Consider the following 15458-nt stretch of genomic DNA (forward strand, 5'->3'; position numbering starts at 1 on the left):
TATTGCTTTGAATAATTCATTAATCTACAAACACTTCTCGCTTATCCTTCAATCCCACTACCTTTAAATGGTTCGTGTACCAATGATAAAAGAACGGTAATTGCTGCAACAAAGTATAGATAGTCACTTCCTTATTACTATCTATGATATCATAAGTCCATTGTTCATAGCCACCGTTTGTATCGCGTTGTATCAATTTTAACGACACATCACCAATTGTAATTTCTACGCCATTATGCTCATCTTGCATGCGTTTTAGAATAAATTGTTGTTTTGCAGCAACGACAAATAGACTGTCCAAAATCTCTATAGGTATTTTTTTCTCAGTCATCAACAAATTTGACTGCTTTTGTCCATCAATCCCTGGTAAAACAACATCATATTCTTCTTCAACTAATTGCGCCCCAATTGCTGACAAGCGCTTTTGAAAGATTGATAAGGCATCTAAGCCAGCCAATTGTATGGCTTGTGTTTGCACCAATTTAGAGAATTGCTGTGTATCCAGATAGAAACGTTTGCGATTCATGTCCCAATATAATACTCTTAGATTTTGTGATGTTTCTTCTAAATAATACCCACCTGCTGCAAGCGGGGCTTTCATAAAACGAAATGTTGCATTCGGCCACTCAGAAAAATGTAATTCAGCAACCTTTTGTGCCTGAGGTAATACAATTTCAGTTTGTGATAATGATGCAACGTTAGCACATTTTGCAAATGCAACAGTTACCCAATGTGTTGTTGGAAACCAATAATCATTGACAAGACGTATCATTTCAGCTTCATGCATGTCAAATACCAAGATTTTTTGTAAAATTTCCAGTAATTCTGACATATTATCAGTCACACTTAAAGCATCAATTAGAATCTGCCAACGATTGAACAGCTTCAAATCACTTTTTAATTGTTTGCTATATAGCTGTGTTTTAAAATCATGCATTTTTTCAACCTAATTGTATGACGTACGAATCATATATATTATTTAATGCTGTCACAAACACCGGTACATTTTCATAATGTTTTAAAATTGCTTGCAATTCTAATTGGCGTAATGCATCATCTTTTTCAAGTATTAACAGTTCGTTTTTTTGCTTAGTAAGCTTTTGCTGTACTTCTGGTATTCGTTTTTGCGTCGCTATTAACAGTTCCTGTTTTTTTTCTAATGCTTCTCGCGTTGTCTTGTCGCTACGACCAAACAAACCTGATTTACTACTCGTTATTTCCGATAATTGATCCTCTATCACCTGTAGCTCCAGTGACCGTTTAGTGTTATCAAATAAAAACGCTTCTAAACCACTAATTATTTTATTTGTTTCCTGAATTTGATTAGTATTCAGTGTTTCACCTTCAGATAGTTTTGCCGTTGCAATAATCTCAGAAATTATCACATCATTAATTACTATAGATACCGATAAAACATTTAATATTCCTATCTTACGGTGATCCCACCAGTCACCCAAGTAAACATCATAGTGAATCGGATCATCAATAATCTTTTCCAAAGTCAAAAAATTAAATGTTTCTGCAAAATAATTTACCAACTCAGGCGCCAGAAACGTTGCTATTTTTTCTTTAATGTCTATCAGCATTGTTGACAAATTTTCTGCAACATTAACTTCATCTTTTTTGTCAATATCTTGATGATTTTTTTTCAAATCCAATAACTGATAAACTTGCGCAATACGATTATCTTTAATAGCTGACTCTAGTTTTTGCAAATAAAAAATTTTATGTTCTATTTGGGTAATAAGCTCTGGCTGCAGTCTAGTTTGTGTGTCTTGGATTGTCATTTTTATGCCTCCATCTCGTGCAAAACTTATTTTTAGTTTAGCATACACCAACTAAACAACTAAAAATAGCCTGTTAAGTGTTTTTTATCTACTTTTTAAAACAAAAAAACGATGACATCGTCATCGTTTTGGACGTAAAATAGCGGGTACGCGATTAATTCTACTACCCAACAAATCGTCGCCAAATCCCATCCGTAAGTACAATATAATTACAATAGCACCACCAATTCCAGCACTCACTAAGGCAGTGATAGTAACAGAAACCTTTGTATCCATCGTAAACACAAAATTACTCATAATAAATACTGACAAGTACGATACAATCGCCATTATTACCGCACCGATAAACAGTTGCCAGAGCTCTCTGCCAACAGAATTGAGTGATACATCATAGACAGCGTTTAAGTAATCTAACATGTAAGCAATTGCAATTACCATACCAACCATACTAGCCATTAACGCACCCATACCCTCAAAATAACGAATAAGTGGGATTTGTAGCGCAAGCTTAACTAACAAACCAAATGTAAAGGCTCTAATTACAATGGATACTTCAGATAGTGCTTGCAACACAAATGCTAATAACATAAACAAACTAAATGCAATAGCTAGTATTGCTGAATATTGCAACAACTGTATCCCTTCCTGGTTAGAAACATCAATTGGATAAAACATTTTGTACAGTGGTGCTGCAATCGCAAACATCCCCAAAACACTTGGGAACATAATCAACGCAAAAAGCTTAATAACTTGTTTTAGCTGATCTTGAATATCCTCTCGAGTTAACGTTGCCTTACTACCAGATAACATTGGTAAAGCTGTAGCAGCAATACTAGTTGAAAAAGGCACAATAATCATAATTAACTTATTGGGATTAGCACTAAACAAAGCAAACTTCGTTTGTAATACTGTATTCGTACTTGCAAAAAAATGACTCATGACATCAAAATAAGTATACTGATCAACTAATTGAAACAGTGTGATGGCTGATCCAATAATAATAAATGGCCATGACTCTTTCAAAATATTAAAGATTAGTCCTAATGTTGTTTCTTTCTCATGTTGAATATCTTGTCGTACTGGTTTAACTAAAATATGGTGATATTTTACCCAACCCCAAGCAAGTACCAACATACTAAACAACGCGCCAATAAATGCAGCAAACGTAGACTGGACAACAACACCACTCCAGTTACCGGGATTAACACGTAAAATCGCTACCGCCGTAACTAACATATAAATCACACGTGCAATTTGCTCAACGACTTGTGACAATGCTGAAATGCTCATGAGCTGGTAACCTTGAAAGATACCACGCAGCATGGACATCAACGGGAAAATTGCTACTGCCGGTGCTAATGAATGTAAAACTGGAATGAAATTTGCATCCCCCCTGGACAACCAAGGCGCTAGTACATAGATTGCTGTCCCAAATATGACACCAAGTACCACACCAAGTATTAATGATTGCCGCGTTAATTGTCGAGATTGGTATACATTATTACGTGCATTAAATTCCGCTACTAACTTGGAAATTGCAGCAGGTATGCCAAAAGTCGCAATTGCCAAAAATATTGCATAAATTGTATATCCTTGTGCGAACAAGCCATTCGCCCGATTAGAATTCGAACCCAATAAAGCCATCCATGGCACAATATAAACCGCACCCAAAATACGTGATAACATGTTTCCTGCAGATAACCATGCAGATCCTTTGACCAATGTTGCTTGATTGTTATTTTTTATATCCTGTTTGGCAGATAACCCAACAACTTCATCTGCCTTAACAAACGAAGTCGACTTTTTTGATTGTATGAGCTGTGGTTTCTTTTTAACAATTTGTTGACGTGACTGCTCATTTTTTATTTTAATCGCTTCAATTTCTGCGTCTGTTAGTTCTCGAGAAGTATTTTTTTGAGATTTTCTATTTAGTTCTGGATGGGCATTTTTTTGTACGCGTTGACGTGCACGTGCTAATATTTCGTCTGCGCTTAATATTTTACCGTCAACATTTATTTTATCAACGTGCTTTCCTCGCATTTTAAGATCATCTGGACGCTGTTCATCCGTCATTTGTATACTCCTCTTGAATTATGTACGCTGGCCATGACAACCAGCATTTTATTTCTGAGATTAACTTTTATTTATCCAACGACAATGTTAACAAATTTGCCTGGCACAGCAATAATTTTACGAACTGTTTTACCTGTTATAAAATTCTGAACGTTATCATCTTCTTTTGCTAGTGCAATCATGCTGTCTTTATCGACATCACGTGTAACAGTTGCTTTCCCACGAACTTTACCATTCACTTGGAAAATAATTTCAACAGTATCATCCACTAATTGTGTTGCATCATATGAAGGCCATGTTACATATGATATTGACGCATCTTGCCCTAGACGAACCCAAAGTTCTTCTGCTATATGAGGGGCAAATGGTGCAAGCAACTGTATAAAGCCAATCATGTAATCAATTGGTAGTGCTTCAGATTTATATGCCTCGTTAACAAACACCATCATTTGAGAAATCGCTGTATTAAAGCGCATATTTTCCAAATCTTCGGTAACTTTTTTAACAGTTTGGTTATAGATTTTGTCCAAATTGCCTGGATTATATGTTGTGACATGATCACGAAGCTTTCCTTCATCATCAATTAGTAAACGCCACACACGATCCAACCACCGTCTTGACCCTGTAATGCCTTCTTCAGACCATGGTTTGCTCTGTGTCAATGGACCCATGAACATTTCATACACACGTAATGTATCAGCACCAAATTCTGCAACAATATCATCAGGATTAACAACATTACCCTTTGACTTTGACATTTTTTCATGGTTTGCACCTAAAATCATGCCCTGATTTACTAGTTTTTGAAATGGTTCTTTCGTTGACACAACACCTAAATCGTATAAGAATTTGTGCCAAAAACGCGCGTACAATAAGTGTAACACAGCATGTTCTGCGCCGCCAACGTAGAGATCAACATTCATCCAATACTTTAATTTATCAGGATCAGCTAACTGTTCCTCATTGTGTGGGTCAATGTAACGCAAGAAATACCAAGATGACCCAGCCCACTGAGGCATTGTATTAGTCTCACGACGTCCCTTAACACCATCTTCACGCGTAACTTCTAACCAATCAGTCAAATTAGCTAACGGTGACTCGCCACTACCTGATGGCCTTAATTCAGTGGCATGTGGTAGAAGTAATGGTAATTCATTTTCGGGAACCAATGTTGTTGTCCCATCTTCCCAGTGAATCACTGGAATAGGTTCACCCCAATAGCGTTGACGTGAAAATATCCAATCTCGCAATCGGAAATTAGTTTGCGCGTGTCCAGATTGATTCGCCTCAAGCCATGCAATTGTTTTATCAATGGCTGTTGCTTTATCAAGACCATTCAAAAAATCAGAGTTAATGTGCAACCCATCACCTGTGTATGGTGCTTCAGTCACGTCACCACCTGAGATAACTGGTTTAATGCTTAATCCAAACTTCTTAGCAAATTCAAAGTCACGATCATCGTGAGCAGGAACAGCCATAATTGCGCCTGTACCATATGATGCCAACACATAATCAGCAATCCAAATTGGTAGTTTATCACCATTAATTGGATTAATGCCATATGCGCCTGTAAATACACCTGTTTTATCTTTATTTAAATCTGTGCGCTCTAAATCGGATTTAGATGAAATGGTTGTTCGATAATCTAACACAGCCTGTTTTTGTTCATCTGTCACGATTGCATCTACTAATTTATGTTCTGGTGCCAATACCATATACGATGCACCAAATAAAGTGTCAGGGCGTGTTGTATAAACCTCAACTTTTTCATCTGATTCTGCGATATTAAAAACTACTGCAGCCCCCTTTGAGCGACCAATCCAGTTACGTTGTTGTTCTTTAATAGCTTCAGGCCAATCCAAATCATCCAAATCATCTACTAAACGATCCGCATAAGCAGTAATTTTCAAAACCCATTGACGTAAGGCTTTGCGTTCTACTTTGTTACCAGAACGTTCTGATTTACCGTCAATTACTTCTTCATTTGCCAAAACAACGCGATCAATTGGATCCCAATTGACCATCATATTTGATTCATACGCAAGACCTTTTTCATACAACTTTTCAAAAATCCACTGTGTCCACTTGTAGTACTTTGGATCAGTAGTATTAATTTCACGATTCCAATCATACGAAAGTCCTAATGATTTAATTTGTTCGCGGAAATGATCAACGTTTTGATTCGTAAAATCTGCCGGATTATGTCCAGTTTTCATGGCATACTGTTCAGCTGGCAGGCCAAAAGCATCCCAACCCATAGGGTGTAAAACATTGTAGCCATTTGAACGTTTGAAACGACTCATAATATCTGTTGCTGTGTAACCTTCCGGATGTCCCACATGAAGTCCCTGACCTGATGGGTAAGGAAACATATCAACAGCATAATATTTTGGTTTGCTGGTGTCGTCATTTGTTGCAAAAGTTTGATTATCATCCCAATACTTTTGCCACTTCTGTTCAATTTTTTGATGTTCGTATGGCATATTATTTTTCTTGCAGCCAAAGTCATCTCATCAAGACGATTATTACTGCAATTCCTCCTAGGTTAATTTGTTACACTTATAACTAAAAAATCCCCCCTATATCACACTAAAAAGTATGACACAGGGCGAATTATCGCGGTACCACCTATGTTCACGTATTAATACGTCTCAAATGTCTTAACGCGACAACTACTCGTGTTTCATTTTCAAATTATCTGGCCAAGTTCCATCTGTTGATTGGTAAACTCACAACACCCGTTTACTTTCTATCTGCCTCTCGAAATGTACTACTGCCAAATATATTGTCCTAATTATATCACGTTTCATCTAAATCGGGTATACTATATACTATGATTATTAAACAGAAAATACAACTTTTTTCAACTATTTCAGCATTTATTTTGTTTTTTGTACTTTTTTTTGGTGTAATAGTTCAAGCACAATGGGTAGAACATTTAAACACCATTGGTCAACAAATGATTCAGCATCGTTCATCAATTGCAGACAACATTTTTATCAACGCTACGCAACTTGGGAATGTCACATTTATATCAATTTTAACGATAATTTTAGCGCTTATTTTTATTTATCATCGCCAGTATCGCTTACTTTATTTTTTATTAGTAAATGTTGTATTATTTGCTGGTATTGTGACACAAGTCATCAAACGCATCGTTCAAAATCCGCGTCCTTTGCCACAATTAGTGACTGAATCAGGCTATAGTTTTCCATCAGGTCATACTATGATAGCCATTTTATTATACGGTTCGCTCATCATTATTGTACATGCCTATTTACACAATAATTGGCTAAAGTATATTATTCTTTTGACACTTTCAGTTCTAATTATCCTTATCCCACTCAGTCGCATCTATGTGAACGTTCATTACCCAAGCGACATTTTAGCAGGATTATCACTTGGATACGGCTTACTCATGACGTCACAATATATATTTCATATTGGAGGTTCTAATCAATGATTCCTACAACTCAAACTTTCGTACATCAATTAATTGAACAATCCGTGCATGTTGGTGACACAGTAATTGATGGCACAACAGCTAATGGCACGAATACAAGATTTTTAGCTACTCGAGTTGGCAGTACTGGTCATGTTTTAAGCTATGCAGCTACTAAAGATAATGCAAATGCAACGGCTACCTCGCTTTTCATGAGTGGCCTTTCAGACCGTGTGAGTATTCTTGGAAAACGTATTGACGACCAGTTTAATACTGAACTAGATCGTCAAAAACAGGCCCGTATCGCACTATTTGACTATTCAAGTGATGCACAAAATAATCATGACGTGCCAATAAACTACACCAAGCAACTTGATATTGTTTTACCACGTTTAACACACGGCGGTTTGTTAATTGTTAAGTTTGATACGTTACCAAGTGATTGGCGAAATTATACTAATAATCTGATGATTGGCGATTTCAATCAAGCAGCTTACACGACACAAACCGTACAAGCTTTTGTCATTGAGCGAATATAAGGAAGCATTCTCATGAATAAAGAAAAGAAATATATCATATTAGCTGCAGCAACTACAGCTCTAGTTGCCTTAATTTTTGCCACTATTGTTTTATTACCAAACAAAACAACGGATAATCAGGACAATACATCTGCCTCATCAAATACTGAAACTTCATCTCAAGTCAAAAAAGATCCACAATTAGATCAAGTTGCCTTACCACAATTAGATAATAACATTGCCAAAAATGAAAGTGAAGTAGAAATCACAACAACAGCTGGTACTGTGGTTGTAAAATTATTCAATCAATATGCCCCTTTGACAGTTGAAAATTTTCTAACACATGCTAAGAATGGTTATTATGATAAAACAATATTCCATCGTATTATCGCAGGATTTATGATTCAAGGTGGTGATCCTAAAGGAAACGGAACAGGCGGTCATTCAATTTGGTATGGTAAAAATAAGAATATTGACAGTGGTAACGGCTTTAAAAACGAAATTAGCCCCTCACTTTATAACATTCGTGGTTCACTATCAATGGCAAATTCTGGTCCTGATACAAATGGTTCACAATTCTTTATCAATCAAAATTCCGATGACAAAACAAAGGAACTTGATAAAAACAATTATCCAACAAAAATTGTAGATGCCTATAAAAAAGGTGGCAATCCTTCGCTTGATGGTAGCTATTCCGTATTTGGCCAAGTCATTTCTGGAATGGATGTCGTGGATAAAATCGCAGCTGGTAAAGTTAAATCTGGTGGTGAAGGATCAACACCTGTTACACCAGTGAAGATTAACCAAATTAAGATATTAAAAGAAGCGCAATAAGTTAAAATTTTGTCCGTAAATCAATTTCATAGCTATCAACTCAAAAAGCGGGTAGATCATCTTAATTAGTGATCTACCCGCTTTTTTTATTTGTTACTTGTACGCATAATCAGTACATCAATAGCTGAAGTTTGCGTCACAAACGATGGTATCGTACCAGCCATAGCACGCTGCAAACGACTAAGTCCGGTTTCACCAACAACTATCAAATCATTTTTATGATCTCTTGGAAAATCACGTGCAATAACTTGCTTTGGCGTACCAAAACGCACATGAATATCTGTATTTGCATGTCCAATAGACTTGGCATAATCATACATTTTGTTAATTGCTACTTCAGCATCTTGTTCCATCTGATAGACGATATCAGCATTCATAACAACTGTACCGAAATATCCGCCACTTGTATCCACTACAATCAAGATATCGACATGTGCCTCAGGCGCAAATTCATGCACTTTTTTGATCAGCAAAGTTGATACTTCGGATCCATCAACTGCTATTAAAATATTATTGTATGCCATAAGTAATTATTATGCTACGCACTGTTGCGCGACATGCTCCTTCACATTTATTCTTACAAATTCATTATAACGCTTATCAATTAGAAATGTAAGCGCTTATAAATTTGTTTTCACGCCTCAGATATTAGTCGCCTAACACCATCTATAGTGCCAATGATTATTTCATCAGCAACATCCAAGAATAAACCATGTTCTACGACTCCAATTTGACCATCTAAATACTTTTCCAATTCGTAGGGCTGGTCAATGCGTTTCAACGCTAAATCAACGATATAGTGGCCCATATCTGTTATTACGGGTACGCCATTATCTTTACGCAGGGTCGGGTACAAATGACTCCGCTTGAATTCTGCAATTAATTTACCACTGCCAAATGGTACGACTTCAACAGGCAAAGGCATCGAACCTAAATTATCATGTATTTTTTGACTGTCCACAATCCAAACAACGCGCTTAGAATTTTTAGCAACAATTTTTTCCATTAAAAATGCTGCACCACCACCTTTAATGCCATTCATATTGTGGTCAACTTCATCCGCACCATCAACGGTTATATCAATCACTGGTACATCATCAATATCCATCATATCAATGCCCAGTTGTCGTGCAGACAATTCAGTTTTAGACGAAGTGGTGACCCCAATAATATGCAATTTTTCTTGGCGTATGCGCTCTGCGAGTGCTTCTAAAAAAAATGCCACTGTAGATCCTGTCCCCAAACCAACAATCATGCCATCTTGAATAAGTTTTGTAGCGGCAATAGCAGCATTCAGTTTTTCTAAATTATTATCCATATGTTTATCATAACAAAAAAATCCGAACAATTTGCTCAGATTTTAGAAATTACAATATTTTTTGTAAAAACTCTTTTGCGCGTTCAGTTTTCGGTGCATCAAAAAATGTTTCCGGCTTCGTGGTCTCTTGTATACCACCATCAGCCATAAACCAAATCGTGTCAGCCACTTCACGTGCAAATCCCATTTCATGGGTCACAACTAACATCGTCATACCCTGCTCAGCTAACTGTTTCATAACAGTCAACACTTCACCAACCATCTCTGGATCTAATGCACTGGTAGGCTCATCAAACAATAAAACATCAGGAGACATTGCTAAAGCGCGTGCAATGGCGACTCTTTGCTGTTGACCGCCAGATAAACTCGCAGGATAAACATCAGCTTTATCAGATAAACCAACTTGTGATAATAATTTTTCTGCTAATTGCGTTGCTTCTGTTTCTGATAAGTTTTTGACCTTTGTTGGTGCTAATTTAATATTTTCAATAACCGATAAGTTTGGAAATAAATTAAAACTTTGAAAAACCATACCAATTTTCTCACGTAAAATATCTAATTCTTTTTCTCCAAGGTTGGTCAGTTCGTTGCCCTCAAATATAACTTGACCACTCGTTGGTGCATCTAATAAGTTAATCGCACGTAAAAAGGTTGATTTTCCGGCACCTGATGGTCCTAATATTGCAATTACTTCGCCTTGTTGTACATTTGTATTTATATGATCAAAAATTAATTTATCACCGTATTGTTTTTTTAAATCAATTATATTTAATAATTCAGTCATGGTTTCTCTCCCTTTTTATATCTAAATACAAGTATACACGATTTCACTATATATGCACATATTATACAAATATATTTTGAATAATTGCATATAATTGCATATAAAATAAGTTATACTATCAGGAACGGAGGTAAAAATATGGCAAAAATAGTTAAGCGTGAAGACCAACTTCAAAATTCATTGGATAGCCTCATTTCCTTTCCTGATGAACAAAAAGTTGATGACTCATCATTAGGTCGTGAATCAAAAAATAATAAAGAAAATAAATAAAGGCAGTGCATAAAGTTTAGTATGCACTGCCTTTATTTTATTGTGAAAAATAAAAAAACACGTTTACACGTGTTTTACAAAGAACTGTGATTATTAATCTTCGATTTCTGTAACTGTACCGGCACCAACAGTGTGGCCACCTTCACGAACAGTAAACTTCAAACCTTGTTCAATAGCAACTGGTGAGATCAATTCGATTTCGAATGTCACTTGATCACCAGGCATAACCATTTCTACACCTGCAGGTAATTCAACCACACCAGTAACATCAGTTGTGTGGAAGTAGAACTGTGGACGGTAGTTAGTAAAGAATGGTGTATGACGTCCGCCTTCTTCCTTAGAAAGGACATAGACTTCGGCCTTAAACTTCTTATGTGTCTTAATTGAACCTGGCTTTGCCAAAACTTGACCACGTTCAATTTCGTTACGATCAACACCACGCAACAATGCACCGATGTTATCACCAGCTTGCGCTTCTTCCAAAGTCTTACGGAACATTTCAATTCCAGTAACTGTAGTCTTTTGGATTTCGTCCTTCAAACCAACGATTTCAATTTCAGTACCAGTTGTTAACACACCACGGTCAACACGACCAGAAGCAACTGTACCACGACCAGTAATAGTGAATACATCTTCAACAGGCATCAAGAAAGGCTTGTCAATTTCACGTTTTGGTTCTGGAATATATGAATCAACAGTATCCATCAATTCCTCGATAACCTTAACTTGTTCAGGGTCACCTTCAAGAGCTTTCAAAGCTGATCCCTTAAGTACAGGAATATCATCGCCTGGGAAGTCATATTCTGACAACAATTCACGAACTTCCATTTCAACCAATTCGACCAATTCTTCATCGTCGACCAAGTCTGTCTTGTTCAAGAATACAACCAAGTAATCAACACCAACTTGACGTGCCAACAAAATATGTTCACGTGTTTGTGGCATTGGACCATCGGTTGCGGCAACAACCAAGATAGCACCGTCCATTTGAGCAGCACCAGTAATCATGTTCTTAACGTAATCGGCGTGACCAGGGGCGTCGATATGCGCATAGTGACGTAATTCTGTTTCGTATTCGATATGTGAAGTGTTGATCGTGATACCACGTTCTTTTTCTTCAGGCGCGTTATCGATTTCAGCGAAGTCAGTAGCAACGATACCTTGCTTTTCAGCCAATACCTTTGAGATTGCAGCTGTTAAAGTAGTCTTTCCGTGATCGACGTGTCCGATAGTACCAATGTTAACGTGGGGCTTAGTGCGAACGTATGTTTCCTTAGCCAATGTAGTTTCCTCCAAAATTCATTTACCAGTAATCTGGAAAATGTTTATAAGTATATTTTACAACGCAAGCCGTTAAAAGACAACAGTTAATTGCGTTTTTCCGGCTATTGAAGCCAAAAATAATTATACCGAGTTATTAAAAAAATGTAAACAGTTTTTTTATTAATTTTCAAAAAAATTTTCAGTTAGTATTCTAACTTTATCATGCCATTTTTTTTGTTTTTCTGTTTCTGATAAGTTTTGACGATCATAGTAACGATTGACACTTGCCTCTACCCAACTCTCAGGATCTGTGACAATTTCTTCCACACGTGGATAAAGCAACGTTAATTCAAAACGAACCTGTTGTGCTAATATGTCCATCGCAATTGGATCATCATTTCCCAACTTCTCATCAAGTAAATCTGCTATATATTCAAAAATTTTAGAGTTGGTAAGTAATGGTAACTCACTAAGTACCACAGTATAAAGTTCATCATCTAACCAACGATATTGGATTTTTCCAGGCACTTGTAATTTTTGTAGATCTTCAAGTAAGGTTGCTCGAATAATAGGCGTTGCATATGGATCAACCAATAAATATTTTGCGCCAACTATAAATTGATCAACTGGCAAATGCCTTGCAGATTCATAACGATCACGTTGCTCAATCATACTATAATCACTTAAATGATAAAATTGACGTGAAATTGTTTGCAGTGTTGTCGCCATATTTTCCACTGCTCGTTGTTCAGCATCACGTATTTCTTGAAGTACTTTTTCTTGCGTATCCAAATTGTCCCACAACATCGCTAATTGTTGTGCATAAACAAAACTTTGATTTTGAACAGCAAGCGCAACTATCATACGAAAGTCGCTTTCTTCTTCAAGATAGTTCAATAAAAAGTCATCTGCATATGATGATGCTAACTGGTATTGTTCGTCCATAAACAGCGATGTTACCAAACGATAATTTACTTCAAAAGTCGATAACGAATCATATACTGTGGTTAGCGTTTCTGCTGCATCATGCCAATTTTCTTGAGACATTTCAGTTTGTGCGCGATCAATTTTTTCTTTTAATTCTTGTGAGATATGGTTTTCTTGGTCCATAAAATATGTATGCCTTCGACAAACATTGTTGTCAAAGGCATATTCCTTTCTAGATTATACTAGGCAATCTTAATTTTAAAATCAGTTAAATAATAAATAAGAAGTTTAATCAACAGCTTTTGCTACTGGCTTGTTACTCTTTTTTTGAGCTGTTGTCGTGGTTTGTTTTCTTTTAGTATTTGTTGATTTTGTAGCACCTGATTGCACTTGTTTGTGCACTGTTGGTCGGCGGTTTTGGTTTACTTCCATCACAACAGGCATCACCATTGGGCGACGGCGAGTTTGTTCAAACAAATATCTCGATAGAACTTCACGCACACCATTTTTAAGCTCATTCCAGTCAAAACTTTTAGTTGTATTCAAATAATCTTCAATTTGTTTGACTGTTAGCTCAGATGCTTCTTTCATTAAATCGCGATTAGCTTTAACATAAACAAATCCACGCGATGTTAGTTTTGGCTTTGAAACGACTTGCCTTTTTTTACGATCAATTGTCACAACTGAGACAAAAATACCATCCTCTGACAGAATACGACGATCACGCAAAACAACATTGCCAATATCTCCAATGCCTGAACCATCAATTAACGTTTCACCAACTGTAAAGGAATCTTGTAGCTCAAAATGATCTTTCAACCATTTGAACTGATCGCCTTTCATTGCCATTAATACATGATCCTGATCAATGTTAACCTCTTGTGCTGCATTTTTAGCAGTTGTCATCACACGATATTCTCCCTGAACGGGCATGAAATATTCAGGTTTTAAGACATTCAACATAATCTGTAAATCATTTCGTGAGGCATGACCACTGGAACGCAAATCACTACTAATTTGCTTAACATCTGCACCTTTTTTAAACAACATATCTCGTGTTTTTGCTACAACACTTTCCATTGCTGTTGATGGTGTTGTTGTGATAAACACTAAGTCATTTTCACCAATACGGATATAAGGGTCTTCGCCATTAGCCATACGATTCAAATGTTTAATCGGTTCACCCATGCGGCCTGTTTCTAGAATAACTGTTTCAGAAGCAGGTAGGTTCTTTGCATGTTTCAGATTAACAAACAATTTGTTTTCAGGAATTGGTAAATTTAACTTTCGTAATCGCAATGCGGTACGTACCACATTTTCAATATCGTTACCTGATAGTACTAACTGGCGTTTTGTAGCCACAGTTGCATCTATTACTTGTTGGATTCGTTGAATATTAGAGGCAACAGCAGCGACGATAATACGCTTTTGCTTATTTTCTCGGAAAGTTTCAAGAATATATTCACTAATTTTTGATTCATTGACAGAATCTGATTCACTTCCTGTGCCAGCCGCATCAGCCAATAATGCCAAGACCTTGCCTTGCCCTACTTCAACGAGACGAGCAATATCGGTACTATAGTAGCTATCTGCAGTTTGATCAAACTTAAAGTCTCCGGTATATACAACTTGACCATATGGTGTTGCCAGCACAATTCCTAGTGATTCAGGTATAGAATGTGTTGTGTTGAAAAATGATACCGTTACATGTCCGAAATCAATTTCTGTTTTGTCATTGACGATGTGGTAATCATCATAATCTTTCAATGCTTCTTGTTCTTTAATTGTTAATTTGGCTAATTCTATTGTTAATTCTGAGCCAAATATAGGCGCTTGAACTTGTTGCAAAAAATATGGTAATGCGCCAATTGCATCAGCGTGTCCATGTGTTAAAAAAACACCTGCTATTTTATCACTATTTTTTATAAAATATTCAAAATCTGGGACAACTACATCAACACCAAGTTGATCTGTTTCTGGATACTTTAACCCAGCATCAAAAATAAAAATTTCATCTTCTACGGTGATAGCGTACATGTTTTTACCATTTTCGCGTACACCGCCAAAGGGAATAATGCTTAAATCTGTCATAGTTCTTTCCTCTGTAAATAAACTTATATTATAAGTCTTTATTTTTCGTAAATATAACAAGTGGACACTTCTGGTTTCTACAACGCTGAGGTTATCCTATTTTTTGTCTCGATACGTAATTATATCTATTTTAACATACTTTCAAGCTTTT

Annotated in this window: 14 protein-coding genes; 4 read left to right on the plus strand and 10 right to left on the minus strand. The window is 36.5% G+C overall.

The window, feature by feature from the left end:
* Positions 1-19 precede the first annotated feature (19 nt).
* The 4 genes from K5Q13_RS03700 to leuS all read right to left on the minus strand — a co-directional run bounded on the left by K5Q13_RS03700 (position 20) and on the right by leuS (position 6343).
* Positions 20-937: a hypothetical protein gene (locus tag K5Q13_RS03700; protein ID WP_220740061.1), complete on the minus strand. Its 918-nt coding sequence runs from the start codon at positions 935-937 to the stop codon at positions 20-22.
* 4 nt (positions 938-941) lie between these two features.
* The gene (locus tag K5Q13_RS03705; RefSeq protein ID WP_220740063.1) at positions 942-1787 is read right to left on the minus strand and encodes a hydrolase; all 846 of its coding nucleotides are present in this window, start codon (positions 1785-1787) and stop codon (positions 942-944) included.
* A 120-nt stretch (positions 1788-1907) separates the two neighbouring features.
* Positions 1908-3860, minus strand: coding sequence for a putative polysaccharide biosynthesis protein (locus K5Q13_RS03710; RefSeq protein ID WP_220740065.1), 1953 nt, complete (start codon positions 3858-3860; stop codon positions 1908-1910).
* Between the two features lie 71 nt (positions 3861-3931).
* Positions 3932-6343, minus strand: a complete 2412-nt coding sequence (leuS, locus tag K5Q13_RS03715) for a leucine--tRNA ligase (protein ID WP_220740067.1) — start codon at positions 6341-6343, stop codon at positions 3932-3934.
* Between the two features lie 350 nt (positions 6344-6693).
* Between leuS and K5Q13_RS03720 the strand changes: the two genes are divergently transcribed.
* The 3 genes from K5Q13_RS03720 to K5Q13_RS03730 are packed head-to-tail and all read left to right on the plus strand — an operon-like array spanning position 6694 to position 8654.
* On the plus strand, positions 6694-7323 hold the full coding sequence (locus K5Q13_RS03720) for a phosphatase PAP2 family protein (RefSeq protein ID WP_220740068.1): 630 nt from the start codon (positions 6694-6696) through the stop codon (positions 7321-7323).
* Positions 7320-7841, plus strand: a complete 522-nt coding sequence (locus K5Q13_RS03725; protein WP_220740070.1) for an SAM-dependent methyltransferase — start codon at positions 7320-7322, stop codon at positions 7839-7841. The genes K5Q13_RS03720 and K5Q13_RS03725 overlap by 4 nt, the downstream gene beginning before the upstream one ends.
* Positions 7842-7853: 12 nt before the next feature.
* Positions 7854-8654, plus strand: a complete 801-nt coding sequence (locus tag K5Q13_RS03730) for a peptidylprolyl isomerase (protein ID WP_220740073.1) — start codon at positions 7854-7856, stop codon at positions 8652-8654.
* An 86-nt stretch (positions 8655-8740) separates the two neighbouring features.
* Here the strand turns inward: K5Q13_RS03730 and K5Q13_RS03735 are convergent, their stop codons facing one another.
* From K5Q13_RS03735 to K5Q13_RS03745, 3 genes are all read right to left on the minus strand, one after another.
* A complete protein-coding gene (locus tag K5Q13_RS03735; protein ID WP_220740075.1) occupies positions 8741-9178 on the minus strand; it encodes a universal stress protein in 438 nt (145 codons plus the stop codon).
* Between the two features lie 110 nt (positions 9179-9288).
* Positions 9289-9972 carry a ribose-5-phosphate isomerase RpiA gene (rpiA, locus tag K5Q13_RS03740; RefSeq protein ID WP_220740077.1) on the minus strand — a complete coding sequence of 228 codons (684 nt, stop codon included), beginning with the start codon at positions 9970-9972 and terminating at the stop codon, positions 9289-9291.
* Positions 9973-10021: 49 nt separating this feature from the next.
* Entirely contained in the window at positions 10022-10756 is a 735-nt protein-coding gene (locus tag K5Q13_RS03745; RefSeq protein ID WP_220740079.1) for an amino acid ABC transporter ATP-binding protein, read from the minus strand.
* 138 nt (positions 10757-10894) lie between these two features.
* On the opposite strand from K5Q13_RS03745, the gene K5Q13_RS09640 reads away from it, so the two are divergent.
* Positions 10895-11026 (plus strand): hypothetical protein, encoded by a 132-nt coding sequence (locus K5Q13_RS09640; protein ID WP_281420496.1) that lies wholly within the window; start codon positions 10895-10897, stop codon positions 11024-11026.
* A 93-nt stretch (positions 11027-11119) separates the two neighbouring features.
* Here the strand turns inward: K5Q13_RS09640 and tuf are convergent, their stop codons facing one another.
* From tuf to K5Q13_RS03760, 3 genes are all read right to left on the minus strand, one after another.
* Positions 11120-12307 carry an elongation factor Tu gene (gene tuf, locus K5Q13_RS03750; protein ID WP_220740081.1) on the minus strand — a complete coding sequence of 396 codons (1188 nt, stop codon included), beginning with the start codon at positions 12305-12307 and terminating at the stop codon, positions 11120-11122.
* A 162-nt stretch (positions 12308-12469) separates the two neighbouring features.
* Positions 12470-13399 (minus strand): type I restriction endonuclease subunit R, encoded by a 930-nt coding sequence (locus K5Q13_RS03755; protein WP_220740083.1) that lies wholly within the window; start codon positions 13397-13399, stop codon positions 12470-12472.
* Between the two features lie 105 nt (positions 13400-13504).
* Positions 13505-15307, minus strand: a complete 1803-nt coding sequence (locus K5Q13_RS03760) for a ribonuclease J (RefSeq protein ID WP_220740085.1) — start codon at positions 15305-15307, stop codon at positions 13505-13507.
* Positions 15308-15458 lie beyond the last annotated feature (151 nt).

This window comes from Leuconostoc miyukkimchii (assembly GCF_019656055.1).
In the GTDB taxonomy this organism is placed as follows: Bacteria; Bacillota; Bacilli; order Lactobacillales; family Lactobacillaceae; genus Leuconostoc; species Leuconostoc miyukkimchii.

Excerpts from the sequence above, each read along its gene's own strand:
- K5Q13_RS03755 (WP_220740083.1), bottom strand. The coding sequence starts at position 13,399 with ATGGACCAAGAAAACCATATCTCACAAGAATTAAAAGAAAAAATTGAT.
- K5Q13_RS03720 (WP_220740068.1), top strand. The coding sequence starts at position 6,694 with ATGATTATTAAACAGAAAATACAACTTTTTTCAACTATTTCAGCATTT.
- K5Q13_RS03745 (WP_220740079.1), bottom strand. The coding sequence starts at position 10,756 with ATGACTGAATTATTAAATATAATTGATTTAAAAAAACAATACGGTGAT.
- K5Q13_RS03700 (WP_220740061.1), bottom strand. The coding sequence starts at position 937 with ATGCATGATTTTAAAACACAGCTATATAGCAAACAATTAAAAAGTGAT.
- K5Q13_RS03725 (WP_220740070.1), top strand. The coding sequence starts at position 7,320 with ATGATTCCTACAACTCAAACTTTCGTACATCAATTAATTGAACAATCC.
- K5Q13_RS03710 (WP_220740065.1), bottom strand. The coding sequence starts at position 3,860 with ATGACGGATGAACAGCGTCCAGATGATCTTAAAATGCGAGGAAAGCAC.
- leuS (WP_220740067.1), bottom strand. The coding sequence starts at position 6,343 with ATGCCATACGAACATCAAAAAATTGAACAGAAGTGGCAAAAGTATTGG.
- K5Q13_RS03760 (WP_220740085.1), bottom strand. The coding sequence starts at position 15,307 with ATGACAGATTTAAGCATTATTCCCTTTGGCGGTGTACGCGAAAATGGT.
- K5Q13_RS09640 (WP_281420496.1), top strand. The coding sequence starts at position 10,895 with ATGGCAAAAATAGTTAAGCGTGAAGACCAACTTCAAAATTCATTGGAT.
- K5Q13_RS03730 (WP_220740073.1), top strand. The coding sequence starts at position 7,854 with ATGAATAAAGAAAAGAAATATATCATATTAGCTGCAGCAACTACAGCT.
- rpiA (WP_220740077.1), bottom strand. The coding sequence starts at position 9,972 with ATGGATAATAATTTAGAAAAACTGAATGCTGCTATTGCCGCTACAAAA.
- K5Q13_RS03735 (WP_220740075.1), bottom strand. The coding sequence starts at position 9,178 with ATGGCATACAATAATATTTTAATAGCAGTTGATGGATCCGAAGTATCA.
- K5Q13_RS03705 (WP_220740063.1), bottom strand. The coding sequence starts at position 1,787 with ATGACAATCCAAGACACACAAACTAGACTGCAGCCAGAGCTTATTACC.